This is a genomic window from Alteromonas gracilis, from assembly GCF_043642145.1.
In the GTDB taxonomy this organism is placed as follows: domain Bacteria; phylum Pseudomonadota; class Gammaproteobacteria; order Enterobacterales; family Alteromonadaceae; genus Alteromonas; species Alteromonas gracilis_B.
Genome location: NZ_JBHZRZ010000004.1, coordinates 311,388 through 336,999, shown reverse-complemented (window position 1 = coordinate 336,999; position 25,612 = coordinate 311,388). Strand labels below are relative to the sequence as shown.

At 46.0% G+C, this 25,612-nt stretch carries 15 protein-coding genes; 8 read left to right on the top strand and 7 right to left on the bottom strand.

Features of this window, described 5'->3' with window-relative positions:
• Positions 1-56: 56 nt before the first annotated feature.
• The 3 genes from ACHUFN_RS10880 to ACHUFN_RS10870 form a co-directional block, all read right to left on the bottom strand.
• Complete coding sequence (locus ACHUFN_RS10880; protein WP_394222405.1) at positions 57-773, bottom strand: SapC family protein; 717 nt, start codon at positions 771-773, stop codon at positions 57-59.
• Positions 774-782: 9 nt separating this feature from the next.
• Entirely contained in the window at positions 783-2,363 is a 1,581-nt protein-coding gene (locus tag ACHUFN_RS10875; RefSeq protein ID WP_394222404.1) for a tryptophan halogenase family protein, read from the bottom strand.
• A gap of 117 nt (positions 2,364-2,480) precedes the next feature.
• Positions 2,481-5,432 carry a TonB-dependent receptor gene (locus tag ACHUFN_RS10870; protein ID WP_394222403.1) on the bottom strand — a complete coding sequence of 984 codons (2,952 nt, stop codon included), beginning with the start codon at positions 5,430-5,432 and terminating at the stop codon, positions 2,481-2,483.
• A 608-nt stretch (positions 5,433-6,040) separates the two neighbouring features.
• Here ACHUFN_RS10870 and ACHUFN_RS10865 point away from each other — a divergent pair.
• The 5 genes from ACHUFN_RS10865 to ACHUFN_RS10845 all read left to right on the top strand — a co-directional run bounded on the left by ACHUFN_RS10865 (position 6,041) and on the right by ACHUFN_RS10845 (position 13,887).
• The gene (locus tag ACHUFN_RS10865; protein WP_394222402.1) at positions 6,041-8,722 is read left to right on the top strand and encodes a family 16 glycosylhydrolase; all 2,682 of its coding nucleotides are present in this window, start codon (positions 6,041-6,043) and stop codon (positions 8,720-8,722) included.
• Positions 8,723-8,789: 67 nt separating this feature from the next.
• Positions 8,790-11,741, top strand: a complete 2,952-nt coding sequence (locus tag ACHUFN_RS10860; protein WP_394222401.1) for a TonB-dependent receptor — start codon at positions 8,790-8,792, stop codon at positions 11,739-11,741.
• Positions 11,742-12,187: 446 nt separating this feature from the next.
• On the top strand, positions 12,188-12,862 hold the full coding sequence (locus ACHUFN_RS10855; RefSeq protein ID WP_394222400.1) for a CsgG/HfaB family protein: 675 nt from the start codon (positions 12,188-12,190) through the stop codon (positions 12,860-12,862).
• A 2-nt stretch (positions 12,863-12,864) separates the two neighbouring features.
• Positions 12,865-13,209, top strand: a complete 345-nt coding sequence (locus ACHUFN_RS10850) for a DUF4810 domain-containing protein (protein ID WP_394222398.1) — start codon at positions 12,865-12,867, stop codon at positions 13,207-13,209.
• A gap of 3 nt (positions 13,210-13,212) precedes the next feature.
• A complete protein-coding gene (locus tag ACHUFN_RS10845) occupies positions 13,213-13,887 on the top strand; it encodes a DUF799 domain-containing protein (RefSeq protein ID WP_394222397.1) in 675 nt (224 codons plus the stop codon).
• Positions 13,888-13,978: 91 nt separating this feature from the next.
• Here the strand turns inward: ACHUFN_RS10845 and ACHUFN_RS10840 are convergent, their stop codons facing one another.
• Positions 13,979-16,531, bottom strand: coding sequence for a glycoside hydrolase family 3 protein (locus ACHUFN_RS10840; RefSeq protein ID WP_394222396.1), 2,553 nt, complete (start codon positions 16,529-16,531; stop codon positions 13,979-13,981).
• Between the two features lie 12 nt (positions 16,532-16,543).
• Positions 16,544-17,806: a sugar MFS transporter gene (locus tag ACHUFN_RS10835; RefSeq protein ID WP_394222395.1), complete on the bottom strand. Its 1,263-nt coding sequence runs from the start codon at positions 17,804-17,806 to the stop codon at positions 16,544-16,546.
• Positions 17,807-18,012: 206 nt separating this feature from the next.
• Here ACHUFN_RS10835 and ACHUFN_RS10830 point away from each other — a divergent pair, with 206 nt between their 5' ends.
• From ACHUFN_RS10830 to ACHUFN_RS10820, 3 genes are read left to right on the top strand one after another with little or no spacing between them, the layout of a single operon-like run.
• Complete coding sequence (locus ACHUFN_RS10830; protein WP_394222394.1) at positions 18,013-19,371, top strand: GH1 family beta-glucosidase; 1,359 nt, start codon at positions 18,013-18,015, stop codon at positions 19,369-19,371.
• 18 nt (positions 19,372-19,389) lie between these two features.
• Positions 19,390-20,391 (top strand): LacI family DNA-binding transcriptional regulator, encoded by a 1,002-nt coding sequence (locus tag ACHUFN_RS10825; RefSeq protein ID WP_394222392.1) that lies wholly within the window; start codon positions 19,390-19,392, stop codon positions 20,389-20,391.
• 1 nt (position 20,392) lies between these two features.
• Positions 20,393-21,967 (top strand): sugar porter family MFS transporter, encoded by a 1,575-nt coding sequence (locus ACHUFN_RS10820; RefSeq protein WP_394222391.1) that lies wholly within the window; start codon positions 20,393-20,395, stop codon positions 21,965-21,967.
• 80 nt (positions 21,968-22,047) lie between these two features.
• Here the strand turns inward: ACHUFN_RS10820 and ACHUFN_RS10815 are convergent, their stop codons facing one another.
• Positions 22,048-23,661, bottom strand: coding sequence for an ATP-binding cassette domain-containing protein (locus ACHUFN_RS10815; protein ID WP_394222390.1), 1,614 nt, complete (start codon positions 23,659-23,661; stop codon positions 22,048-22,050).
• A 16-nt stretch (positions 23,662-23,677) separates the two neighbouring features.
• Positions 23,678-25,522 (bottom strand): ABC transporter ATP-binding protein/permease, encoded by a 1,845-nt coding sequence (locus tag ACHUFN_RS10810; protein WP_394222389.1) that lies wholly within the window; start codon positions 25,520-25,522, stop codon positions 23,678-23,680.
• Positions 25,523-25,612 lie beyond the last annotated feature (90 nt).

Here is a 25,612-nt window from a genome sequence, read left to right as displayed (position 1 = left end):
TATCCATCCTTAAACACGGCTATGTTAAAGCTAAGTACTTATTTTTGGCGCCGCCTTTACGCGCGCTCTTTTTTCAATGTTACCAAGGTGCGTAGCTGTGACATTGATGCCAACATCATGTATATCGTCGACAAAAATCCCTTTTGGTGTAGTTCGCCTAATGCATCGCTATGCAGCGATTTGAGCACATCTTCATTGATGGTATAAAATCCAGACAGGCGGCTTGTACCACTTCCGTCTAATTCGATATCGACGACAAACGACTCAATGAGCTTGTTGGCTTCTAACAGCTTAACGAACTCAGCATGAGTAGCTTGTGATTCGTGAAGTGTACTAAGTACATTTGCAATGTTGTCAATGTACTCGCTGTTTCCACCATGCGGTAAAAATACATCCACACAGTGGTTACTTTCTTCATTGACGACGCGCGGATCGTTCATATCCACGTAAATAGATAATTTTTCTTGGCCGTCTGTAGTGCTTCTTCCAATTAGAAATGGCCCTCTCTCGATGACCAGCGGGCGATAAGAAGCCCGCCATCTATGGTTATCTAGGAAAAGATTTTCCCCTTGCTCAAGACCCAGTAGCGCTACCATTTGATACTTGCCATCACCGTCTTTGGCAAATACTAGCGGATAATGCGCCTGCGCGTGTCGTGCCTCAGCGGGGAAAGCAGCCACACACATCTGACTAGCCTCAGGGGAAAGTGAAAAGTCTTGAATGACCTTGAGGTTTTTGTGTTCCACATTGTTAAGTAAAACGTGATTTGCCATTGTTTTCTCCTAGCTAAAACTCGAAGCTCGAATTGTATTAATTAGTTCACGATTGGTTGGCAGCATAGCAAGGTGCTTTTGAGATAATTTTTCATTTTCATTAACCGCTCGCTGTACCCGGCTCAACGTACTATCAGAGTATCGCGACAGGTTGATAGCAAACTGCTCAGGCGCTTTCATACCGTACAGAACATACATGTAACTTGCCGCTGGAAATAGTTCGTCAGCAAAGCAAAAGTCACTCATTGATACTGGTCTAAATTGCCACTGTAAAAGCCAGTCATTAAGCTGCTCAGAAGCATGATCTAAATCCGTCATGAATCGCCAGTAAGGCGAGTCTTGCCTATCACTCAGTACATAATGAAGCTTTAGAAAATCATGGATTCGCTCCCAACGACGCGAAAAGCTACGATTAAAACTTTTACTCACTGCTGGCATAAGCACCCTGTGATTTGGCAAATGCTCAGACAAAAATCGCGCAGACATTTCAACCATCACAAGTGCTGAGGCTTCAAGGGGTTCGACGAACCCAGCACTGGTACCTATGGCAACACAATTTTTAACCCATGCTGCTTTTCTGTAGCCTGGGCTGAAGGTTATTTTTCTGAAATCACTTTCTGATACCGCCTGGGTCTTAGGGCACGAGTGTAAATACTGTTTTAGCGTTTCTATTGCCGTATCATCATTGGCAAATTCACTGCTGTATACGCACCCTACGCCTTTTCTGTGCGGTAATCCTATATCCCAAACCCAGCCGTTTTTATGGGCTGTAGATATTGTCGCAGAAGCGATGTCGACTTCTTCATTTACATAAGCTGCCTGCACGGCAATTGCGCTATCATTTTTTAGGCTGCCTGAAACGTCTGTCATCGGAGAGTTAAAATGTTTACCGATGAGGGTGGCACTGAACCCTGTGCAATCGATAAAAAGATCGCCGTGAACATCGTGCGATTTACAGCGCAACTCAGTAATAAAGCCATCGGTGTCTTCTTCAACGTGTTCAATGTGGTCGCTAATATAGTTAACACCCAAGTTCTTAATGCAATGTGTTTTTAGCAACTCTGCAAATTTATGGGCATCAAGGTGGTAGCCGTAGTTCGCAACTGCAGCATAGGGTGGGGTTTGCAGCTGTTTGGGCGCCTTAGCAGCGTCGCACAATGATGTTTGTGTACTGAACCAATTCGAGAACGCGGGGCTTTGTGAATGGTCGGTTTGTGATAACCACCATGCCCCAACACTGCCTTCAAAAAAGCCTGCAGGTAAACTAAAGGGATGGTCGTAGACGTTTGAAGAGGTCGCCGTCTTCCAATTAACGAAGCGAGTGCCTTGTTTGAAAGATGCATCACAAGCCAAAAGCAACGTACGCTCGTCAATACCTATTTTACGAAGTGTATCGCGCATTGTCGGCCACGTGCCCTCACCCACGCCTAATATTCTTACATCTGGCGATTCAACAAGTGTGACCGTCACGTAATCGTTGTGTCTTACGTTGTGCTCTGACGCGAGAATTGCCGCGGTCAACCAGCCTGCCGCGCCGCCACCAGCGACGACGATAGACGTTACGGGTGCATGGAAATTAGTTTCCTTCATACTGCTTACCGACAATGGTGAAGTTTCAACCTAGTCAACACTACCTTATTTATCGCTTAGATAAAAATAGAGCGTTATGACAAGTGCCACAACGCTCCTTAAGTTACAGCTTTAACGTTAGAAGCTGTAACGGACACCAACATTGTAGCGTGGCTCAACATCATAAATGCCCATCAGCATATTTGGATGTCTACCGTGCGTTCTTTGGTATTCACCTGTCACGTTGATCCCTTCAACAAAAAGCTCAAGATTTTCGTTTACATTGTAGCGAACGTTTACGTCAATCTGATCATAAGCTTCGGTATAGGTTGGGTTACGCTCTCCATTACCGTCAACCGTTGCTGAGAGGAACTCATCACGCCAGTTCCAAGCCACGCGAATTTCCCATTCATCTTTTTCATAAAACAGTACCGCGTTCGCCGTGTCACTAAGACCAAGTAGTACGAACTGGTTTTGAACCCCTTCGCCCTTGTTGGTGTTGTAGTTATCGTAAGTTACGTCACCATCAACGGTGGTGTAGTTAACAATTACCCCAAAACCCGACTCGCCGAAAATGTGCTGTACCGCCATTTCAAAACCATCTACCGAGCGCGATGTATCTGAGTTAACAGCTTGCGTCACTGTGATAGGCAGAAGTGGATCTTCACCTCTTATGCCTTGCACCGGGTCACCGAAGTTATCTCTTAGGTACTGCAGCACCGCACCTGCATCATCTGTGCCTAGCGCAGCAACAGCCTCATCATAACGTGGACCACCAAACGGTGTAGGTAAATCAAAAATAGTGTCAACGAATGTATCCGTGCCAATAAAGTTATCTACCGTTTTGTCGAAATAACCAATAGACACATAGCTACCTTCGCCATAGTAGTATTCCGTCGAGAAGTCGATGTTGGTTGATTCGAACGGCAACAGATTAGGGTTACCCGCATTACCTGTACCACCGTTAAATCGCGCAAGCTGGTTGACGGTTAATCCACCTTGAATATCGCCGTATCCGGGGCGAGTAATAGTTTCACTGTATGACCCTCTAACAAACCAGTCTTCGCTCACTTCCATTTTAATGTCGATAGACGGTAGGAAGTGATCATAGCCACCTTCAAGTGTGGTAAAGGTTTCGCCGTCCATAACAGCGTTAAACTCATTCGCCCCCGACCACTGTATGGTGGTAAATTGCGGCACCAGTGCCGTTGACTCAACATCGGTATCTTCGTAACGAAGCCCAGCACTTATCCATACAGGTCTATCAGCGAAATCAAATTCCAAATTAGCCTGAAGGTACGCTGCTATTTGAGTTTCAGTAACACGGCGGTCAACTTGATAATTCGGGTCCATACACAAGCGTGTTCCGCAAGGACTTATTGTTTCACCATTGGCCGTGGCTATTGCGCTTATTGCCCCTATTAAATCCTGAATATTAGACGCATAGTAGAACGGCTCAAGGTCGGCTCCATTGCTTCCCAATACATCATCAAATCGACTCGGCAAGTCTTCTTGCATGAAGATGTCATCTGGGTAATCATCGGCAGTACCATACCCGCCCCAAGTATCACGTTGAGCAACTGAATACGCTGAACGGTTCTTTGACTCCATTGCGGTAATACCAAAATCGATACTGGTGATTACGCTATCGTCCAAATAGTAGTTACCGCGGAACTGTAGCTGGTCTATCTCAGATTTCATGTAGCTGTTTCTAAACGACGTACCCGAGGTAGACATACGCGCTGGATCAAGCCCGTTCACACCGTCTGCGTAGGTAATGTCCATAACAGGGAAATCTTGTGAATAGTCAACTTCGGTCAGCACTCTGTCAAAAGACACCGCACTCACTACGTTATCACTACCCAAGTCGTTTTGCGGGCCGGCTTCGGCAGTCGAAGAATGCACATCTAATTCTAGCGTCAGGTTATCTGAAGCTAACCACTCTACGTTAAAGCCCAGTGATTTATTTTCATTGAAGGTTGATGTATCGGAAGTACCTAAACCTATATCACAGCAGGTGGCATCAGCATAGATTACCGGGCCCATTACCGAACCGACGGTATTCGTACCAGGTGTATATTCACCATATGCTGGAATACCATTAAACCAAGTAGACAATTGCTGGCGTTGCGTATGCACTTCTAACTCTGAATAGGTGTAGTCCAGCGTTGTTGTAATATCTTCTGTAGGCGCATATTGAAGCGTCAGCTGGCCGTTGGTTCGAGTTCTGCTGAACTCATCAAAGTTGTAGGCTAAATTCCTAGGTACTGAGTACACGTCATTAGGCCCAGGAAGGTTTGTAAATGAGCCATCTCTAGGCAGTGAACCCCAGTCGCCACCATCACCTTGAATGGTATACCAACCGTTGCCTGTTTCAGCACTCGCTTGACCACCGTCACGCTCTTGATAAGAACCGATAATTTGAATGCCGAACTTATCGTCGTTAAAGGTCTCGCTATAAATACCGGAAATAAGCGGGGTAATAGAGTCGCCTGTTTCAGTTGACCCGTCCATCATACCTTTAGCGGTTACAGTTGCTTGTCTTCCCGGGTTTGACAGGGGTTTTGCCGTAACTAAGTTAACTGTAGAGCCAATTCCCCCAGTAGGCTGCGATGCAAGGCTCGTTTTATAAACTTCCACCGCTGACACGCCTTCGGAGGCCAAGTTAGCAAAATCATATGAGCGAGATGAAGACGCCGATGTCGCCTCGATATTAGCAGCAGGCATTTGACGGCCGTTTAGCGTAACTAAGTTATAGTCAGGACCAAAGCCCCTTACTGTAATTCTGCTACCTTCGCCCTGTGATCGGTCAATCGACACACCCGTTATACGTTGCAATGATTCTGCAAGGTTGGTGTCGGGAAACTTACCCATGTCCTCAGCAGAAATTGCATCAACAACGCCCGACGCTGCCTTCTTTGTCAGCATTGCTTTGGTTAAACTTTGTCTAATACCGCTAACTTCAATTACCTCGAAGTTTCCTGCTTCAAGTTCATTTTCGGTTTCTTGGGCTTGTATGCCTGGTGCAGCAAGTGTGCCTATTACCAATGACAAACTAGATGCGAGACGAGTTTTCTTAAATGTAGTCATGTGTATTCCAGCAGTGGTGTTCAGAAGGTTATCGAAAAGGTATGCGACTAAGTTAACCTTTGAATTACCTTTGATTTTAATTCAATACTAATAATTCAATACCTTGTAAGCGCTTACATTTAGCTTTGAAGCCTTTTGAAAGCGCTTACATTAAAACCATACGATCACAGCCGATGTAATGCAAGTGTTTAATGAATGTTAAATGTAGATAACATCGGTGAACGACCTGTAGCATCATGGCAATATTGCTCACAAATTTTTTCTGCAGTTTTAAAAGTAATAGCAAAAAATCGGTAAAGTACAACCCGCCTTTTGTAAATAAAAGGTTAATTTTATTACTACTTCATTAGCGCGCCAGAAAATAGAAAATTATTGATTTAACTCTTTAAAAACGATTCCTACAGCCTTGTGTACTAGTAGAGCTCCTCATGATAAGTTGTTAAAACCTTGCTTCTTATAATTGATCTTTTTACTCCGTTGAATTAACGTTACACAAATGTAAGCGCTTACAAAATAATCAACCTAAATTTGTAAGCGCTTACATTCGCTTTTTATATGGCATTTGCCACTACATAAAACCCAATTTATTTTGAGCAGGGCTGAAAACAATGACGAAAAAAGCATCTCAACTATCGCGGATAGCAGCCGCGATCTCGGTCGCTACCCTATTTGGCTGTGGAGGCGGAGAAACAACCTCTACCAATATCGATGTGGTTGACGCAACAGTTCCGGTTTCAGATTGGGAACTGGTATGGAGTGACGAATTCGACGGCGCCAGCATTGATGACGATAACTGGACGCACGAAGTAAATTGCGACGGTGGCGGCAACAATGAATCTCAGTGCTATACGGATAGCGAAGACAACTCGTATGTGTCAGACGGTAGCCTTAAAATTGTTGCGCTGCCGGCCGAAGAAGGTGCTCAAAAGCCTTACACATCAGCTCGACTCAACACCCGCTACAAAGCTGACTTCAAATATGGCCGCATAGAAATGCGCGCTAAGCTGCCATCAGGCCAAGGTAGTTGGCCAGCATTTTGGATGATGCCAACCGATGAAGTATATGGTGGCTGGCCACGCTCTGGTGAAATTGACATCATGGAAGCCGTGAACCTTAAAGCGCAAGATGCAGACGGGAATCCTGAAAACCACATTTATGGCACCCTGCATTACGGTCAAGAATGGCCAAATAACGATAGCTCAGGCCAAGCATACTCTTTACCAAGCGGCGCGAACCCTGCAGACGACTTTCATACCTACGCCGTTGAATGGCAAGAAGGTGAAATACGCTGGTATATGGACGGCTATTTGTATGCCACACAGCGTCGCTCACAAATTCGCTACAACGCCAACGGTGAGGCAACCGGCCTTACACATCGCGGTTGGTATGCTGAATATTACGACCAAGGCACAGGCGAGTTGACCACACACTGGGACAACGCTCCCTACGACCAAGAGTTTTACCTCATTCTAAACTTTGCAGTAGGCGGTGATTGGCCGGTAAATGTTAATGAAGCCGGTATTGATGCTGAAGCATTCGCAGAAGGTCAAACTTACGAGGTTGATTATATTCGCGTGTATGAGTGTGCGTCTGACCCAGACACGGGTAAAGGTTGTGAAACAGTACGTCCAGGTTACGACTCGCTAGATGACGCGCTAGTAGAAGGTGCTGCGCCTATTCCATCACCACCTTCGACAGGGATTGCACAAGACCTCACCATTTTTGACGGCGCACCTAACCCGAATTGGCCCGCGTGGGACTGTTGCGGAGGCACCACACCGGTATTAGTAGAAGATGCAGATGAAGGTCAGGTATACGAATTCACTTTCGGCGAAACGCCAACTGTCATGGGATTCATTAGCCGTGATTTGTTTATTACCGATCCAGAAGGTCAAGCCTCACCTTTTAATGCCTCTCCGATAGAAGATACGGGCAGTGTTAAGTTTGACTTGAAGGTGACTTCGCTTCCAGTAAACGCAACGACAAATTGGGTTTTTAAAATTGAAAGTTCAGAGGGAACTACCGCTGCCGAAGTTCCTTTAATGAGTGGTTATGTAGGCCCAGCTGATGTGGCAGGCGATATACCCGAGCAGGGTGTTTGGGAGTCTTATGAGTTCCCGCTTAGCGTGCTTGCACAAGCCGGTTTAGATACCAGCGCTATTGACGTAATTATGGTGTTTCCAGCATGGGATACCGGAAACGGTGCAGTTTATCGCATGGCAAATGTGGAGATATCTCAAGAAGGCGGTGCGACTTACCCTGAACTAGTAATTTTCGAAGATGCCCAAAACCCCAATTGGCCAATGTGGGATTGCTGTGGTGGTTCAACGCCAACGGAAGAAATGGACGATGAAGAACACGGCCTAACTGCAGAATTCCGTATTGGCGCAGAACCTACAGTAATGGGCTTTAATACGCGCTCTTCAGCAGGCGGTGGCGATACTCCATTTAATGCCACTGCGCTGACAGAAGGTGGTTTACTGCAATTCGAGATGCGGGTACTAAGCAACCCGCTTAATGCTGATGCTTCTTGGCTATTTAAAATTGAGTCTAGCGATGCATCTACAGCAGTAGAGCTGCCATTGACTGACAGTGTAGAAGGGCAAGCGCCAGTAGAGGGTGAGTGGCAAACATACACCTTTACCCTTTCCGATCTACAAGCCCGAGGGTTAGATGTCAGTGCGATTGATGTTGTCATGGTATTCCCTGCGTGGGGAGCCGGTGAAGGCGCGGTTTACCGCTTAGACAACGTGAAATTTTACCACCCAGACAGCGGCGCAGAGGCGCCAGCGACTGGCATTACTCTTTTTGCAGATACAGCGGCCGAGCAGTGGCGCATTTGGGATTGCTGCGGTGGCTCAACGCCAACCGAAGAAGTTGACGATGCTGAGCATGGAACAGTTGCAGAATTTCGTATTGGAGAAACTCCAACAGTCATGGGCATTATTGCCGACGATGGCCACGCATTTAACGCGTCTGCATTACTTGCAAATGGTGTTGTGCGCTTTGAAATGAAAGTAAGTGCAATGCCTCTTGATGCCTCAGCGCCTTGGTTATTTAAGATTGAATCTATTGGCGCATCAACTGCCGTTGAGCTTTCTTTGTCAGCTAGCGTTGAAGGCGTCGAGCCAGTTCAAGGCGAATGGCAAACCTATACCTTCCCGTTACAAACTCTTTTCGATGCTGGTCTAGATCTTAGTGCGATCAACGTCATCATGATGTTCCCAATGTGGGGGCAAGGTGAAGGTGCCGTGTATCGCGTTGATAACGTCGAAATTGCTGCTCAATAGCGTAGTACGCGTCGTCTAAGCAGCACTTAGACGACGCACGAATTTGATAAGAATTAGTAGAGCAACTATGAAAAACACACCATTTAAAAAAACCCAACTTGCCACATCGATGGCTTTGTTAATGGGCACCACGCTCGCTTTACCAACGTATGCGCAAGACACTGAATCTGCGACGCCCGCCGAAGGCGAAGTTGAAGTTATTCAAGTAAGCGGTATTCGCGGCAGCATGATCCGCTCAATGGATTTAAAACGCAGCTCTAACGGTGTAGTAGATGCCATTTCGGCAGAAGAGTTAGGTAAATTTCCCGATACCAATCTAGCTGAAGCACTGCAACGTATTACTGGTGTAACCATTAGCCGAAACAATGGCGAAGGTAGTCAGATTACAGTTCGTGGTTTTGGCCCAGAATTTAACCTGATTACCCTAAATGGCCGTCAAATGCCGGGCACCGGATTTACCCGTTCTTTTGATTTGGCTAACTTGTCATCAGAGGGTGTAAATACTCTTGAGCTTCACAAGACGGCCCGTGCAGAAAACCCAAGCGGCGGTCTAGGTGCAACGGTAAACATTATTACAATGAAGCCGCTTGCCCAGTCTGGTCAAAACGCCACTATTTCAGTAAAGGGTATTCACGACACATCAAATGAAGCCGGCGATGATGTTACCCCCGAAATTGCAGGTGTCTACAGCAACACCTTTGCCGACGACATGTTTGGTTTTGGCGTTTCGTTTTCACATCAAGAACGTGACTTTCAACAACAATCTGCAAACGTTCAGGGATGGCAGCGCGAGCTAAATAATGAGCTTCCCGATTTAGACCCGACGAATGTTGTAGATAATCGCACGAATATTACCGATGCGGCTTTCTTTCCTAGGGATATGAACTACGGCATTAATGACGTGCAGCGTGAAAGACAGAATGCGCAGGTAACATTCCAGTTCAGGCCTATCGATGCTTTCACTGCCACGGTCGATTACACGGCCAGTAGAGCAACTACAGGCTCCAACGCGGTGGGCTGGGGTATTTGGAACAACTTTGGCGCAAACATTAACGCTTACGAGCTTGATGAAAACGGCACCGCATTATTTGCGGATATTAGCGGCGACGATGGCTCTTTCACGGCAAGTCGCAATACAACACGAGTAGATGCACGCTCACTAGGGGTTAACTTTGACTGGATCATAAACGATGATTGGCAAGTTAGCTTAGACTACCACGACTCATATAACGAAACAGATAATGGTTTCGATGAAGGGCTAGGTAGCGCTGGACAAATCATCTTGGGTTCAAATCAGCTTGAATCAAAAATTTACGATTATCGTGAGGGCGATATTCCTCAGGTTTATGTGGACTGGAATAATGGCACTAACGAAGTTCTGCCAAGCGAAATTGACTCCAACTTTAGCCAATTTATCTATTCGCCAGGGCGCTCTGATATTGAACAGCTTCAGCTAGACGGAACCTGGTACAACTCGGCATTTGATATTCCTTTAGTGAAGATTGACTTTGGCTACGCGCGCACCGAACAGGCGCTATCCGGCTTTACAGCGTGGAGTGGATTACGCGGCGGCCCTGGTTTCAATCCATCGTTTACCGAAATTTTCCCAGACAGCATGTTTGTTCGCAATGACACGTCAGGCTTCTTAGATGCCTTCACTGGCGGCGGTGCGAGTATGAACCCTGGCTACTATTACACGTTTGATTTTGACGAAGCGCTTGCTCGACAGCTTCAGTTCATTACCGCGGATGTTGTGGGTGAAAACAATACGTATTCAATCGACCCTTTCTTTAGAGGCGCACCTGCAGTTAACAACGTAGAAGAAATTACTGACTCTATTTATGTTCAAACTGAGTGGGATTTTGAGCTGGGTGACTACTACGTTCAAATTAATGCCGGCCTTCGCTACGAAGAAACCGAAGTACCAAGCTCAGCGGAAGTACTCGTGCCGATACAAGTAAACTGGGTAGCCGCATCAGAGTGGATTACTCAGTTTGAGGATGAGCCTCAGCTACAAGACTTTACTGGCGAATACGATATTTTGCTTCCCATGTTTGATATTAAAATGGACATTACCGACGATATCGTTGCTAGATTCTCATGGGGTAAGTCAATTACTCGTGCGCCTATTGGACAACTTCAAGGTGGACTTTCTTTCACCGGCAGCCCAAAGATTGGCTCACGCACAGCCGATGCGGGTAATACTAGCCTACTCCCCTTTGAGTCGACCAACTTAGATTTGTCGTTTGAATGGTATTACGACGAAGCAAGTTATGCGTCAGTTGGGCTTTTTAGAAAGTCAGTTGATAACTACATTTTCAATGCTGCGCTTAACCGCCAGTTCGACGGATTGCGCGATATTTATGAAGGACCTCGTTGGAACGAAGCAGTCGCAGCCTTAACCGGTGCCGGCGTGCAGGCAACAGATAGCGCCGTTTATGATTATTTCGTAGAAAATGGTTATGCAGATGAGAACGGCGTTGTTACGCCTAATTCGGATGACCCGCTAATTACATGGCTTACAAGACAGCCAGACAATTCCGATAGCCCAAGAACGGTAGAAGGTATAGAGCTAGCCATTCAGCACACCTTTGGTGATACAGGCTTCGGCTTCGGTGCGAATGCGACATTGGTTGATGGCGACGTAGACTACGACCCATACTACTTTGGAGAAGAAGAAATCAATCCACTTGTAGGCATTAGTGACTCGGCCAACTTCCAAGTGTTTTACGAGAAAGACGGCCTATCGGTTAAAGTTACCTACGCATGGCGTTCAGACTATGTAGTTGGCATTGGGCAGGCGCAAGGCTCATCAGACAACCCTGCTACACAATTTGATACCTTCGGACAAGTCGATGCCAGCGTTAACTATGACGTAAATGAACACCTAACCGTGTTCCTAGAAGGCGTAAACATTAACGATGAAACCGAGCGTGGCTTCGGCCGCTTTGAAGAGCAGTTCTTGTTTGCTCGTCAATACGGACCGCGCTACACATTAGGTGCTAGATACACGTTCTAAGCTTTACGTGTCTTTAATGAAAGGGCCTTTTTAAAGGCCCTTTTTTATTGGCTCTTTCTTATTAGTTTAGAGGTTTAGTCGGTCACCGGTGTTCATCTGTCATAGTTCCGCCTTAAAGTGATTGGGTAATGTAAATGAGGGTCAAACCAAAAAACATGTTTAAGCAAATACTCACTCAGTCGGTGAATACTTCTTTATTAACAGATTCCTACGGTTTGTAACACTAAACAGATCGACCAACAATGAATCGAGCTCATTGTTTATGGTTAGTATTTTATTTCACCAAATTCACAAGTTACTCAAACCTCCATTGGCGTCCATCAAACGAAAAAAATACATAACTATTTCTAAATTAAGTCTCCCTATGACGTGTATTAGTGGTATAAAATCGCGGCGAGGAACACACTCCTCATTGATTCACACAGGATAAAGGGACTAACGTGAATATGATAAATAATAAAAAAATTCTATCAGCGGTATCACTGCTCGCCATTATCGGCGTTACCTCAGGATGCGCCACAACATCATCTCAAGTCGTTGAGACCCCGAAAGTAAATAGCTTTAATACTCAATACACTGGTGAAAAAAAGAAACTAGTTGTAGGCCAATTTGTTAATCGCTCTAGCTTTCAGAACGGTATTTTCTCGAATGGACAAGACCGTCTAGGCAGCCAAGCAAAAACAACGCTAATGAGTCATTTACAACACACTAATCGATTCAGCGTACTTGACAGAGACAATATGAACCTCCTAGCAGAGGAAGCACAACGCACTGGAACGAAACAAAATATTGCTGGTGCAAAGTTTGTCGTCACTGGAGACGTTACGGAATTCGGACGAAAAGCCATAGGCGATAGACAACTCTTTGGCATACTAGGCAAAGGTAAATCTCAAATCGCTTATGCGAAAGTAACGTTAAACGTGGTTGATGTAACGACTTCTGAAGTAGTTTATTCCGTAGCTGGTGCTGGTGAATACAGCCTTTCAGAGAGAGAAGTTATAGGTTTTGGGAGTACTGCGACCTATGATGCAACGCTTAACGGTAAGGTCCTTGATTTAGCGATTCGCGAGTCGGTAAACAACCTGGTCGATGGTATCGAATCTGGCGCGTGGAAGATTTAACAATGAAGAAAATTATAATAACCGCGGCCCTGGCTTTAGGCATTGTAGGGTGTAAAACTACCGAGCCACTTTACTATTACGGTGAATACAATACGGCAGTGTACAGCTACCTTAAAGGCGAAGAGACTACACTCGATGAACAAATTCAAGTGCTTGAACAAACTATTGAACTTGCCGCCGCTAATGGTAAAAACATAGCTCCAGGCATTCATGCGCACTTGGGCATGCTTTATTTCGAAAGTGGCAACGCACAACAAGGCGAGAACCACTTCCAGCAAGAAAAGCAATTATTTCCAGAGTCAACTCAATATATTGACTTCCTTCTTAATTCAGCAAAGGGAGCGTAATAAATGGTTACTCGTTTTTTAGCTATTTTTAGTTTAGTAAGCGTGCTTTCTGCCTGCGTAAGTATGCCTCCGGCACATGATTATACCGCATTTAAGGCATCTAACCCTGAATCGGTCATAATTCTACCGCCTTTAAACAATACCCCCGAAGTTATCGCGCCTTATAGTGTTATGACGCAACTAGCTACTCCAATTGCAGAGTCGGGTTTTTATGTATTCCCTGTTGCTATGGTTAATCAAACCTTCAACAACAATGGACTGACGCAAGCTGCTGATATTCAGGCGGTTCCAACTCAAAAACTTAAAGAAATTTTTGGTGCTGACACTGCGCTTTACGTGACAATTGATGACTACGGTACAAGCTATGTCGTTATTTCGAGTGAAACAAGAGTGACAGTGACTGCTTCACTTGTAGACCTTGAAACAGGTCAAATGCTTTGGACTGGCACTGCATCAGCGTCAAGTGCAGAACAGCAAAACTCAAATAGCGGTGGGCTTGTTGGTATGCTTGTACAAGCAGCGGTGAGCCAAATTTTTGAAACCATTACTGACAAAGGTTTTGAAATTGCAGCAATGACGTCTACAAGACTTCTATCTGCTGAAAGCTACAATGGTCTGTTATATGGCCCTCGTTCTCCTAAGTATGGGCAACCCGTACCTAGCGAAAAACAAAAATAAAAGCGTATAGCTTTATCAAAAACGTCGCCTCTGCTACCACGTTTAACTGGTTAGAGACGACGTTTTTTTAAGCGCTAGAAAATGACTTAGCTTAGTTTTGACAGCTAATACTCGCTGCTTTTGCCGCATCTGGCTTAATGTGAATATCTGCCATACTCAAGCTGGCTTTTCCTGCACTGCCTAGCTCAAATGGCACCACTAGACCTGTAAAGTCTATTCCCTCATCAACAAAGCACTTTAGGTCAATACTCACATTAGTCCATGTATCCACAGGTATCGCTTTTAGCTGCTCGCTAATATCAATTTGTGTAGAACAGCTTCCAGGTGCATCGCCTTCTCCTTCACAGTTCATACCTATGGTTACCGGTGAACTTATCTCAGAGTGACGGCTCACGTTGAAGCTAAGTGCGGCAGGCGTGAGTAGCTGCGCACTTAAGTCTTCACGGAAAAAGCTCTTGCTTGCAAAACGCATGGCAGCGAATTCAGTTCCGTCGAAGGTCACTTTGCGGGCATCTTCCTGCACTTCTTTATCTACGGTACGGTAGGTTAACGCGCCCACAGTATGCGTGCTTGCATTTACCGCTAGTGATTTATCGCCCGAGTATAGCCAAAGCACCCAAGGGGACTGCACAGCACCATTTAGAATTTGCATTGGCTGATTGCTGTCGGTGCTTACTTTAATTTCTGTATTCAGTGCGTCACTTAATACATTGTCATCACTAAACGTTAAGCCAAAACCATAGGGCAGCAATGGCGCGTAGGTTTCATCGCCTTTGTTAACAATTTGCTGAGGCTCAGATGGCCAAGAGAAAGATAGCTTACCCTTAAAGTCGTGCTCGCCAAATAACACATCTGCCACAGCGCCACCTTCTGAGCCCGGCAGCCATGCCGCAACGAATGCATCAGAGGCGTTAAGTTCGGCGTTTACCCACATAGGACGGCCGCTGATAAATACAGAAACCACTGGGATGCCCTGTGACTTTAATTTTTCAAGCAGGGCGAGGTCTTGCTTGGTGCCTTGTTGATAAATCAAGGTTTCTCTATCGCCATGACCTTCTGCGTAAGGCTCTTCACCAAATACCACAATAGCTACATCAGGCTTGGTATCAAAGTCGCCATTAACAGCTAGCTGAACTTCGCCGCCTGCGCTTTCAACGTGCGCTTTAATACCGTCATAGATAGAGGTGCCACCTGGGAAGTCGTCATTGGTATTGTTGGTGCCTTGCCACGTAATACTCCAACCGCCCGACTGTTTGCCAATGTTATCAGCACCATCGCCTGCTACTAATATGCGCTTGTTCGCCGAAAGCGGCAGGGTGTTATCTTTGTTTTTAAGCAGTACTAGCGACTCTCGTACCGCTTGGGCCGCTACTTCACGATGCTCAGCTTTACCAATTAGTGAGCGGTCACCTGATAACGGGCGATTCGCAGGACTAGGTTTGTCGAAAAGGCCAGCGCGTACTTTTACACGAAGAATTCGGCTTACCGCATCGTCGATGCGCGACATTGCAATAGTGCCCGCTTTTACTTGGGCAAGGGTATTGTCGTACAGCGCTTTCCAATCGTTCGGTACCATAAAGATATCAAGGCCTGCATTAATGGCCTGCGCACAGTCTTCGTTGTTACACCCTTTCACTTGGCCGTGACCATTCCAGTCACCCACAACAAATCCGTCGAAGCCCATTTGCTCTTTAAGCACATCTGTCAGCAAGTATTTGTGACCATGCAACTTTTCACCATGCCAGCTGTTAAATGACGCCATTACCGATTGCGCGCCTGCGGTAAGCCCGCCGACATAGCCTTGTGCATGAATATCAAATAACGCTTGTTCGCTGGCAATGTTGTCGCCTTGGTCGTCGCCGCCAACGGTGCCGCCATCGCCTACAAAGTGTTTAACCGTACTGATAACACGCTGATCGCTAAGAAAGTCTTTGTCCGCTGCTCCCTGCAGGCCCTTAACTACCGATGTTGCGTACTCCCTAACAATGGCTGGGTCTTCAGAATAACTCTCGTAGGTTCTACCCCAGCGGTCGTCACGCACCACGGCAACGGTTGGTGCAAACACCCAGTCAATACCAGTTGCCATCACTTCTTTAGCGGTGATATGCGCAATTTTTTCAACCAGTTCAGGATTATTAGCAGCACCTAAGCCAATGTTGTGTGGAAACAACGTAGCACCAATAACATTGTTGTGCCCGTGTACCGCGTCTGTTCCCCACATAGTAGGAATAGTTGAACCGTCTAGGCTGTCGTCGATAGACGCCTGATAAAGCTTCTCAGCAAGTGCTATCCAATCGTCTGGTGTTGCATGCTTGTCGTTGTTAGGAAACGCTCCACCACCGTTAAGATAAGAGCCAAAGCCGTATTTGCGCATATCTTCAACGTTGATATCGCGAATTTCAGGCTGGATCATCTGAGCAATTTTTTGCTCAAGGGTCATCGAAGATAAAATCTCTGAAACCTTCTTTTCAACTGCAGGGTCTGCCTTTACCTCAATATCAAGTTGGGGCCACACTGCGCTGGCTTTGCTCGGCTGATCTTTTATCCCGTCAACTGAAGATACATTTTCATCACTTGAACATGCACTGACTAAAACGCCAACTAATGCACCTGTGACAACTTTCGCGAGTAGACTTTTTCGCATTATTAATCCTTGTTACTTTTCAGTGGAATTAAATTGAGATACGCGACTACCCACAAGGCCGTAAAAAGCAATGTAAAGGTAGCAAGAAGCGGGAAGTAAGAATGACAGCGTCACACCAACAGAGTCTGCCAACACACCTTGCAGCAGCGGAACAATAGCGCCACCTACAATGGCTAAGCACAAAATACCTGAGCCTTGCGGTGTATCTTTACCCAATTGCTGCAGCGCTAAGCTAAAGATGGTGGGGAACATGATTGAGTTGAATAAGCCAACACCTAAAATACTCCAAAGAGCCACATCACCAGTACTCGAGAGCGACAGCAATATAAGCGCAATGGCCATACATGCATTAAATGCCAACACATAGCCACCCGAAATTTTTTGCATTATTACGGCGCCAATGAAACGCCCCACCATGGCACCGCCCCAGTAATACGCTAACAGCTTTGCTGCCCCCGCTTCACTTAAGCCACCAACTGCAGGACTGGCTAGATAATTTACCAACATGCTTCCAATGGCGACTTCAGCGCCCACGTACATAAATATGCCCACCGCACCTAAAACAAGGTGTTTGTGATGCCATGCGCCGCCTTTAAATACACCAGTATTTGCGCTGGTATGATGTAACTTTGGTAGTTTTAAATACAAAAAGACAAGTGCTAGCAACAGCAATGAAGCGGCAAGTATTAAATAAGGCACCTGAACGTCTGACGCACTTGGCACGCTACCGCCGTGCTCTCCTGTTGCACCGTAGATAAGATAAGAACCAAAAAACGGCGCTACGGTGGTGCCAAACGCGTTAAAGGCTTGGGTCATGGTTAGTCGTGAAGATGCGGTCTTGGGGTCACCAAGGGCGGTAACATACGGGTTTGCCGACACCTGAAGTATGGTAATTCCGGAAGCGAGTACAAAAAGCGCTAACAGAAAAATGCCATATATTTGGCTTGAAGCGGCAGGAAAGAACAATAAGCACCCTACGCAAGCTATTGATAAACCAAGTACAATACCTTTTTGATAGCCGATGCGCGATACCACCATGCCAGCAGGTAACGAAACAATGAAATAGGCGCTGAAGAAGCAAAACTGAATTAGCATTGCTTGGGTGAAGTTTAAGTTAAACGCACCTTTTAGATAAGGAATAAGGATGTCGTTCAAGCAAGTGATAAAACCCCACATGAAAAACAACGTAGTGAGTGAGATAAGTGCAAAACGGTGGCTGCCGCTTGACTCACCTTCAGGGGCGCTAGAAATATTAGACTGCACTGGTGTGTCCACGAATGACCTCTGTTGCTATTTTTTCATTTAATGATAAATTTACATTTGAAAGCGCTTACATATTAACATCTGATTTTTTTGTAAGCGCTTACATTAAGCAAATAATTACATGAAGCGTTGTCGAATTCAATGTAAATATGATGTTATTTGCTCTGTGCACGCCAGAGCTGATATAAAGATTTTGTTATAGTCAGGATATTTCCAAGATGCAAGAAATTAACCTTCCATCCACTTCAACAATGTTGTCAAAAGACTTTTTGTTTGGCGTGGCGACATCAAGTTTCCAAATAGAAGGAGACAGAAAAGGAAGAGTAGACTGCATATGGGACACGTTTTGCGAAAAAGAAGGTGCCATTTCAGATGCCACTAACGGCGATGTTGCTTGCAACCATGTAGAGCTTTGGAAGCGCGATGTCGAGCTTATTGATGCACTTGGCGTAGACGCATACCGTCTTTCAATTTCTTGGCCGCGGGTAATGAAAGAAGACGGTAGCGTAAATGAAGTGGGGTTGCGCTTTTATGTAAACCTTGTTGACGACCTCGTAAAACGCGGTATGAAAGTGTTTGTTACGCTGTACCATTGGGATTTGCCGCAATATCTTGAAGATAATGGCGGCTGGTTAAATCGCGATACCGCCTACGCATTCGAAAAATACGCAGAAGTGATTGCAAATGCACTTGGCGAAAGCGTGTATGCGTATGCCACGTTAAATGAGCCGTTTTGTTCGGCTTATCTAGGGTACGAAGCAGGTATCCACGCACCTGGAAAAACAGGTATTGCGAATGGGCGTAAAGCGGCGCACCACTTACTTCTTGCTCATGGACTAGCGCTACAAGTACTTAAGAAACACTGCCCGAACAGCCAAAACGGTATCGTACTTAACTTTAGTAACTGCCATACACCAAGTAACGCCCCCGACGACCTGCAAGCCGCAAAGCTTGCAGACGAATACCACAACCAATGGTATCTAAAGCCAATTATCGAAGGTAAATATCCTGACGTTATCGAAAAGCTCAGCGCTGATGATAGGCCCGATATCATCGAAGGTGATATGGAAATCATTGCACAACCCATCGACTATTTGGGCATCAATTACTACACTCGCACCGTGTACCAAAGTGATGGTAAAAGCTGGTTTGAAGTGGTTCCCCCTGCTACCTCTGAACTTACCGCCATGGGCTGGGAAATCACCCCGGATGCATTCACTGAACTGCTTGTTGACCTGCATCAGCGCTATACCCTACCGCCTATTTATATTACCGAGAACGGTGCGGCAATGGATGATGAGCTTGTTGACGGAGAAGTAAAGGACGACTCGCGCACGGCTTATTATCACACTCACTTGAATGCGGTAAACAATGCCATTGAACAGGGAGTTGATATTCGCGGTTATTTTGCGTGGAGTTTAATGGACAACTTCGAATGGGCGCTTGGCTATTCAAAGCGTTTCGGTATTGTTTATGTTGACTACGACACCCAAAAACGCACGCTAAAACAAAGTGCTCTGGCTTATTCAGAACTGGTGAAGAGCCGGATAAATCGGTACATTAGCGGTACCGAATAAGGACAAGTAACAAACCGTATGGCAACAATTTACCAAGTATCAGAAGCTGCAGGGGTTTCGCTAGCTACCGTTTCTCGCGTTATGAACGGCAACGCGAAAGTCAGCGACCGCACTCGTAAAAAAGTAGAGGACGCAATGGCATCATTGGGCTATCAACCGAACGCTATTGCCCAATCACTTGCATCAAACCGAACCAATAGCGTAGGTTTGTTAGTTTCAGAACTGCACGGCTCGTACTTCGGTGATTTAATGAGTACGGTAGAGCAGGTGCTTAAACAAAACGGAAAGCACGTCATTATTACCGCAGGCCACGTTGACGAAAAGCGCGAACACGAAGCGATTGAGTTTTTAAAAAGCCGACGCTGCGATGCACTCATTCTTCACGCCGAAGCAGTGTCTGACGGTTACTTGAAAACACTCTCAGACAGCAATATTCCTATTGTGGTGATAAACCGTAACGTGGATGGTCTTGAAGAAAACTGCTTTGTTGTAGATAACGAAAACGGCGGCTATATAGCCACAAAAGCCGCTTTAGAAGCGGGTCATAAGCAAATTGCCTATATCAGCGGCCCGCAATTCAAAAAGGACGCTAGCGACCGTTTGGCTGGCCACAAAAGAGCGCTACAAGAAGCGAACATTGCTTTTGAAGAAAACAGCATGTTCGAGGGTGATTTCCATGAATCTTCTGGCCAAGCGGGCATGCAACAGCTTCAAGATACGTTTCCTGGTTTCACCGCGTTGGTTTGTGCAAACGACGAAATGGCGTCTGGCGCCATGACTGCGGCAAGGGAATTCGGCTATGACATTCCCTCACAACTTTCTATCATTGGTTTCGATAACGTGCTCTTTTCACGCTACCTTTATCCAAAGCTCACCACCATTGAGAACCCGATTCACGCAATGGGAGAAATGGCGGCGTATTGGGTATTGCAGCATGTCTACGATATTAAAAGCCCCATTCCTATTGAACACCTATTCGTGCCAGAGATGGTAAAAAGAGACACCCTAGGCAGCGTATAGGATGATTAGAGCGCTGCCCCCCTCTTTGTATTACACGCTAATTGTCTCGTTAGGAGGATTTATTTTTGGCTTCGATGCCAGTGTAATTGCAGGGGCAAACGGCTTTATTGATATAGAGTTCGATTTAAGCGACTGGCAACAGGGCTTTGTCGTAAGTTCACCCACGTTAGGTGCGCTCATTGCAATGCTGTTTGCTGGCGGCATAAGCGATGCTATCGGCAGGCGAAAAGCGCTGATCCTTGTCGCATTTCTCTATTTACTCTCCTCTATTGGCTCGGCTTTAGCGCCAAACTTTGAAACCTTAGTGCTTTCACGTTTTATAGGTGGCATTGCGTTTTGTTCACTCATTATCGCTCCGTTGTATATCTCTGAAATAAGCGCGCCGGAAAACAGAGGCAAAATGGTGTCGGTGAATCAGCTTAATATTGTGCTGGGTTTTGCTCTGTCTTACTTCACGAACTACTACTTGCTTCAACTAAGCAACAGCGGGCAAACTTGGGTGATAGACTGGCATTTAGATACGCAATTATGGCGTTACATGCTGGGTCTTGAAGCCATTCCCGCGGCGCTTTGGTTTGGCTTGCTTTTCACCATTCCTCGCAGCCCGCGATGGCTGGTACTAAAAGGCCAACATAGCGAAGCTGAGCAAGTCATAAACCGTTTATTCGACAAAGCGCAAGCCCAAACGCTAGTAGAAGATATATCATCATCACTTAAAGAAAAATCTTGGCCATTGCGAGAGCGCTTACACTTTTTGAAAGCTAAAGCCATGCGCTTTCCTTTAATGATAGGTCTCATTATTGCGGTGGCGCAGCAGATAACGGGCATTAACGTTATCTTTTTCTACGCGCCCACCATATTTGAACAAAGTGGCGTAGGCACTAACGCCGCCTTTATGCAGGCAGTGTGGATAGGTTTGGTTAACGTAGCGTTCACCGTGGTGGCTATGCTCACCATTGATAAGTGGGGCAGAAAGCCGTTGCTACTTATTGGGTTGACTGGCGTAGTGATCAGCATGTCTATTTGCTCAATTGGATTTAAACAAGCGACTTACCAAGTTCAGCCGTCTGCCGTTAATAGTATTCAACAAGAGTCTCCAAACGCAGCAAGTAAGCTGCTACCGCTAACTAGCGAAACTTTCCATTCCGACGTAGCGTTCAAACACGCGCTTCAAAATGTGCTTTCAGCCAGTGAATACAAAGCCTATCAACAGTCGCTGCTTACTAGCAGCATTAACATGAATGCTACGCTCGTTCTATTTGGTATTATTGCATTCGTGGCATCCTTTGCTATGTCTCTTGGCCCTGTAATGTGGGCCATGCTGGCTGAAATCTTTCCCAATCAAACCCGTGCATTAGCTATCTCGTTAGTTGGTATGGTGAATTCGCTTACCAGCTTTTTGGTACAAGTGATTTTTCCGTGGGAACTGGCGAATTTTGGTGCTGCTGCCACCTTCGCGATATACGGCGGCTTTGCGCTACTTAGCTTGATTTTAGTGGCCAAGCTCTTCCCTGAAACCAAGGGAAGAACGTTAGAAGAAATCACGGCAGATTTTGAACAGAGTGCAAAACGCTAAGGCTGCACTTTAGCTTGATTTCCGATGAACGGCAGCTTCATTTTCGGTAGGCGGTGGCTTCAACACCAACATACAGCGGTTTATAGCAAAGATGCCGCGCCTAGTTCTTTCGAAGCGCTTTGAATACTTGCCTCTCCTAACTGTATGGTAGAAACCACATTTAACGCGTTGGGTGTAACATGAGAGGCAATAAGTACCAGCTTGTTTGTAGAATAACTGTTTAACACCTCACAAACCCTTTGCTGGGTATGTATATCTAAGCCTTCAAAAGGCTCATCAATAAGTAGCACGTTGGCGTTGGTGTTAGTACTGGTCAATAAGGCGCGGGCCAAAGCCAGCCGCTTACGCTCTCCGCCTGATAGCGTTCTACCCGCTTTGCCCACCCAAGACGTCAGTGGTAACAGCTCATTTAGCCCCAATTTATCCAGTAAGCTAAACATCTCATCTTGATCAATATTAGCACCCGCAGGGTTTAGGTTCATTACCACACTACCAGAGAGTACAATGGGCTCTTGCTCAACATACCGCCAGTTAGTTATTAGCCCCTCAGGCACGCTTACGCCGTCAATTACTCTTTGCCCTGTTGCAGGCAGCAACCCAGCAATTGACTGTAGCAAAGATGATTTCCCACACCCTGACGGCCCACAAATACAGACAATTCCCTTAGCTGGAAGTGTTGCGTTAACAAGGTTCATGCGCCGGCTATTAGCGCCGAACTTTGATAGTGTTAGTGACTGGGTAACGTCCTTTTTTCCAGCCACAGTAATAGGCGTGGTTTTAAGCTTTTTAAGCGCACTCACACTTTGCTTATATTGCGCGAACTTTGAAATGCTGTGAAATGCTGCCCCGGCCCAGTCAGGTGAAGCCAGTAATATCATGGGCACTACAATGGCAATAGGCAAAAACACAAGGTCAGAAATCGGGCTAAATACTCCCGACATGACGGTTATAACCGCAACAAATGCCCCGCCTTGAAACCACCATGCCGTACGCTGCGCTTTTTGTTTCTGCGCAATTTGGTAATGCCATACTTTAGCGGCACTAGGTACACGCTGTTTTTCATGCGCACTCATATCGTTTGACGCATGATTAAAAGTACCATGCAGCGCGTTATCCAAATGCCAAATAGCACTGTTATTAAAGAAGTCGGCTGTTTGCTGGCGAAACACTTTGTTTTGGTGTGTCGCACGCTTGGCAATGGTTAACGCGCCTACCCCTTGTAACACCACCGCGCCTAACCATATGGCAAAAAGGCCAATCACAAACGAAGCTCCCGGGAAGTTAAGCCATATGGCAACCCCACAAAGGCTAGCAAATATAAAAACAACACTGGAAAGCGGCGCTATCCAAGCAACCCATCGGCTAGCAAGCTCTTCTGTATGCTGAGATAACGCTTCGGTAGTAAATGCTTTATCACTTATTTGATTGTTTTCGAGTTGGCTAAAAACAAGCAATCGAACCCCAGCTATACGCGCCAGTAAGTCGTTGTGACCAACCCACATACTGGCGTAGCCAGAAGCAATACGAAGTAACGCCAACGCGCGAATAACCACCGCGGGTATAACATAGTTAAACCCAATGGGTGCAATGGCACTGACCGCAATAAACCATGAAGCAATAACGAGAATGGTTATTCCTGCCCCACCGTGAAGTAATGCAAGCAGCAAGGTAAGGTAAGCCGGTTTACGATTCATTTAACGCTTGCTCCTTTTACTTTGATTTTGTTGCAAAACGGGTGGTGTTTACTTTGGCACTCATGGGTTGGCAATCAGCGCTTTCGCTTAGTGCGGCATCGCTTGCAAAGTTGTTCCTAGCAACCGTCCAGAATTGATCAAACCAGTTTACAGGGAGCGCTTTGTGAGAAGCCCAAACTAAGGTTTTGTCTTTTCCTAAATGCTGAATAAGGCGTGCTAACCTAGCGTGCTGTGCGTCGGGTAAATGGGCAGTGGGCTCGTCGAGTAACCAGGTATCACAGTCACGTAATAATGCCCTCGCCAACGATAGCCGTTGCGCTTCACCGCCTGAAAGCAGCGGATAGTCTGTCATCACTGTGTCTAGCCCATGTGGCAATAGCGACAGCCAATATTCAAGCTCTACGGCTTGAATTGCCTTTAAAAGCTCGTGGTCTGAAAACGTTTCGCTTAAGCATAAATTTTCACGCACGGAGCCTGGTGTGATCACAGGGTGCTGGGTTATCCAAATGACCCGTTCATTAAGTTTATGTGTGGCAGGCCTTTGACCCGCCAGCGCCTCTAGCAACAGTGTTTTGCCCGCCCCAGAGCTTCCGCTAAGCAAGACCTTATCGCCTTTTGACAGTTTAAGAGAGTCAGCGCTGAGCAGCGCCGATGAAGCTTCTGCACTCAAAGCGTTACTAGAAAGTAAGGTATTAGACGACGTGCCATAAGACAGGCTGCTGTTAGTTGCAAGGTGAGAGTGCGGCGCATTTATGTCGAAGACTTCAAAGTTTTCGGCATTTAACAAGACTAATGGGTCAGCTGGATCCTTTTCAGATTGGGCTGAGCTAGGCGATGCAGATTTGTCTTTATCGTTTTGAAGAGGCTGACTAAACAAGGGCGCAAGCTCACATTGCGCCGCTTCGGCCTGCGCTTTTTGATGATAAACCTGACCCAGCTTTTTCATTTCACTAAGGAGCAAGGGCACGGTAAGCAGAATCCACAAGCCTTGCTGCAGCGTTATTGGCGGACCAATGTTTAATTCTCCTAGCAAAGAAAAGCCGATAAAAACAGCGATTAATGCAACAGCAAGCGTTGCAAAAAAATCGAGTACGCTATTAGATAAAAACGCCACGCTTACCACTTTCATAGTGCGAGTATTCAAGTTCTCGCTGGCTTCTTTAAGTAACGCAGTTTGCTTTTGATGAGCCTGATAATTAGCCAACATGGGCAGTGCCGTTAGTCGGTCGGTAAATAAACTTCCTAACCGTTCAAGGGCAATAAAATGCTTGCGATGAAGCGCTGCCGCGCCTTTACCTACAATCACCATAAAAAGCGGCACTACGGGTAACGTAACAAGCACCCCAAACCCAATAACAGGGTTTACGTAGAAAATAACGGCTAAAGCAAGTAATGGCACCAGTACAGCAATGGTTTGCTGTACGCGGTATTCAAGAGCCCAGTCGGTAAAGGCCTGTAAATGCTGTAGCCACAATGTTTGCCAATAATACACAGAATGCTGGCGTACAAGCGCATGCTGGCGCGTTATAAAAACCTGCTGTAAATGCTGCTCAAGCTTGTTGAGCACATTAACTTTGGCCTTGCTAGACAGCGCATTAAAAACGCCCTGCAACAACCAACAAAGTGCCAAGCAAACAGAAAGACCTATTAGGTCTTGTTGCGTGGCAGGCACCTTATTCACAACCCAGTTATGAGCGATATGCGAAAAAAAGTAAAAGCCGATTATCAAAGAAAAAAGCGACAAACACTTAACTAAGACCTGCGCCATAAGTGATGTACGCAAGCCAAGCGACTGCGCCTTATCAATCTTATTGCACCACGCGCTAAGCGTTTGCCGGTTGGGAACTTTTTCTGTACTCACGTTTTTAAACTCTTATCTCGAATCACTTAAAAGGCAAAATCCCTTTCTCACCTTTTCGCTTTGCCGAAGGGCTAGCTGCAAGAACCCTCA

Bases quoted from the DNA above. Each gene is read 5' to 3' on its own strand.
- ACHUFN_RS10845 (WP_394222397.1), top strand. From the start codon at position 13,213: ATGGTTACTCGTTTTTTAGCTATTTTTAGTTTAGTAAGCGTGCTTTCT.
- ACHUFN_RS10850 (WP_394222398.1), top strand. From the start codon at position 12,865: ATGAAGAAAATTATAATAACCGCGGCCCTGGCTTTAGGCATTGTAGGG.
- ACHUFN_RS10860 (WP_394222401.1), top strand. From the start codon at position 8,790: ATGAAAAACACACCATTTAAAAAAACCCAACTTGCCACATCGATGGCT.
- ACHUFN_RS10855 (WP_394222400.1), top strand. From the start codon at position 12,188: ATGATAAATAATAAAAAAATTCTATCAGCGGTATCACTGCTCGCCATT.
- ACHUFN_RS10870 (WP_394222403.1), bottom strand. From the start codon at position 5,432: ATGACTACATTTAAGAAAACTCGTCTCGCATCTAGTTTGTCATTGGTA.
- ACHUFN_RS10880 (WP_394222405.1), bottom strand. From the start codon at position 773: ATGGCAAATCACGTTTTACTTAACAATGTGGAACACAAAAACCTCAAG.
- ACHUFN_RS10820 (WP_394222391.1), top strand. From the start codon at position 20,393: ATGATTAGAGCGCTGCCCCCCTCTTTGTATTACACGCTAATTGTCTCG.
- ACHUFN_RS10830 (WP_394222394.1), top strand. From the start codon at position 18,013: ATGCAAGAAATTAACCTTCCATCCACTTCAACAATGTTGTCAAAAGAC.
- ACHUFN_RS10815 (WP_394222390.1), bottom strand. From the start codon at position 23,661: ATGAATCGTAAACCGGCTTACCTTACCTTGCTGCTTGCATTACTTCAC.
- ACHUFN_RS10825 (WP_394222392.1), top strand. From the start codon at position 19,390: ATGGCAACAATTTACCAAGTATCAGAAGCTGCAGGGGTTTCGCTAGCT.
- ACHUFN_RS10875 (WP_394222404.1), bottom strand. From the start codon at position 2,363: ATGAAGGAAACTAATTTCCATGCACCCGTAACGTCTATCGTCGTCGCT.
- ACHUFN_RS10840 (WP_394222396.1), bottom strand. From the start codon at position 16,531: ATGCGAAAAAGTCTACTCGCGAAAGTTGTCACAGGTGCATTAGTTGGC.
- ACHUFN_RS10865 (WP_394222402.1), top strand. From the start codon at position 6,041: ATGACGAAAAAAGCATCTCAACTATCGCGGATAGCAGCCGCGATCTCG.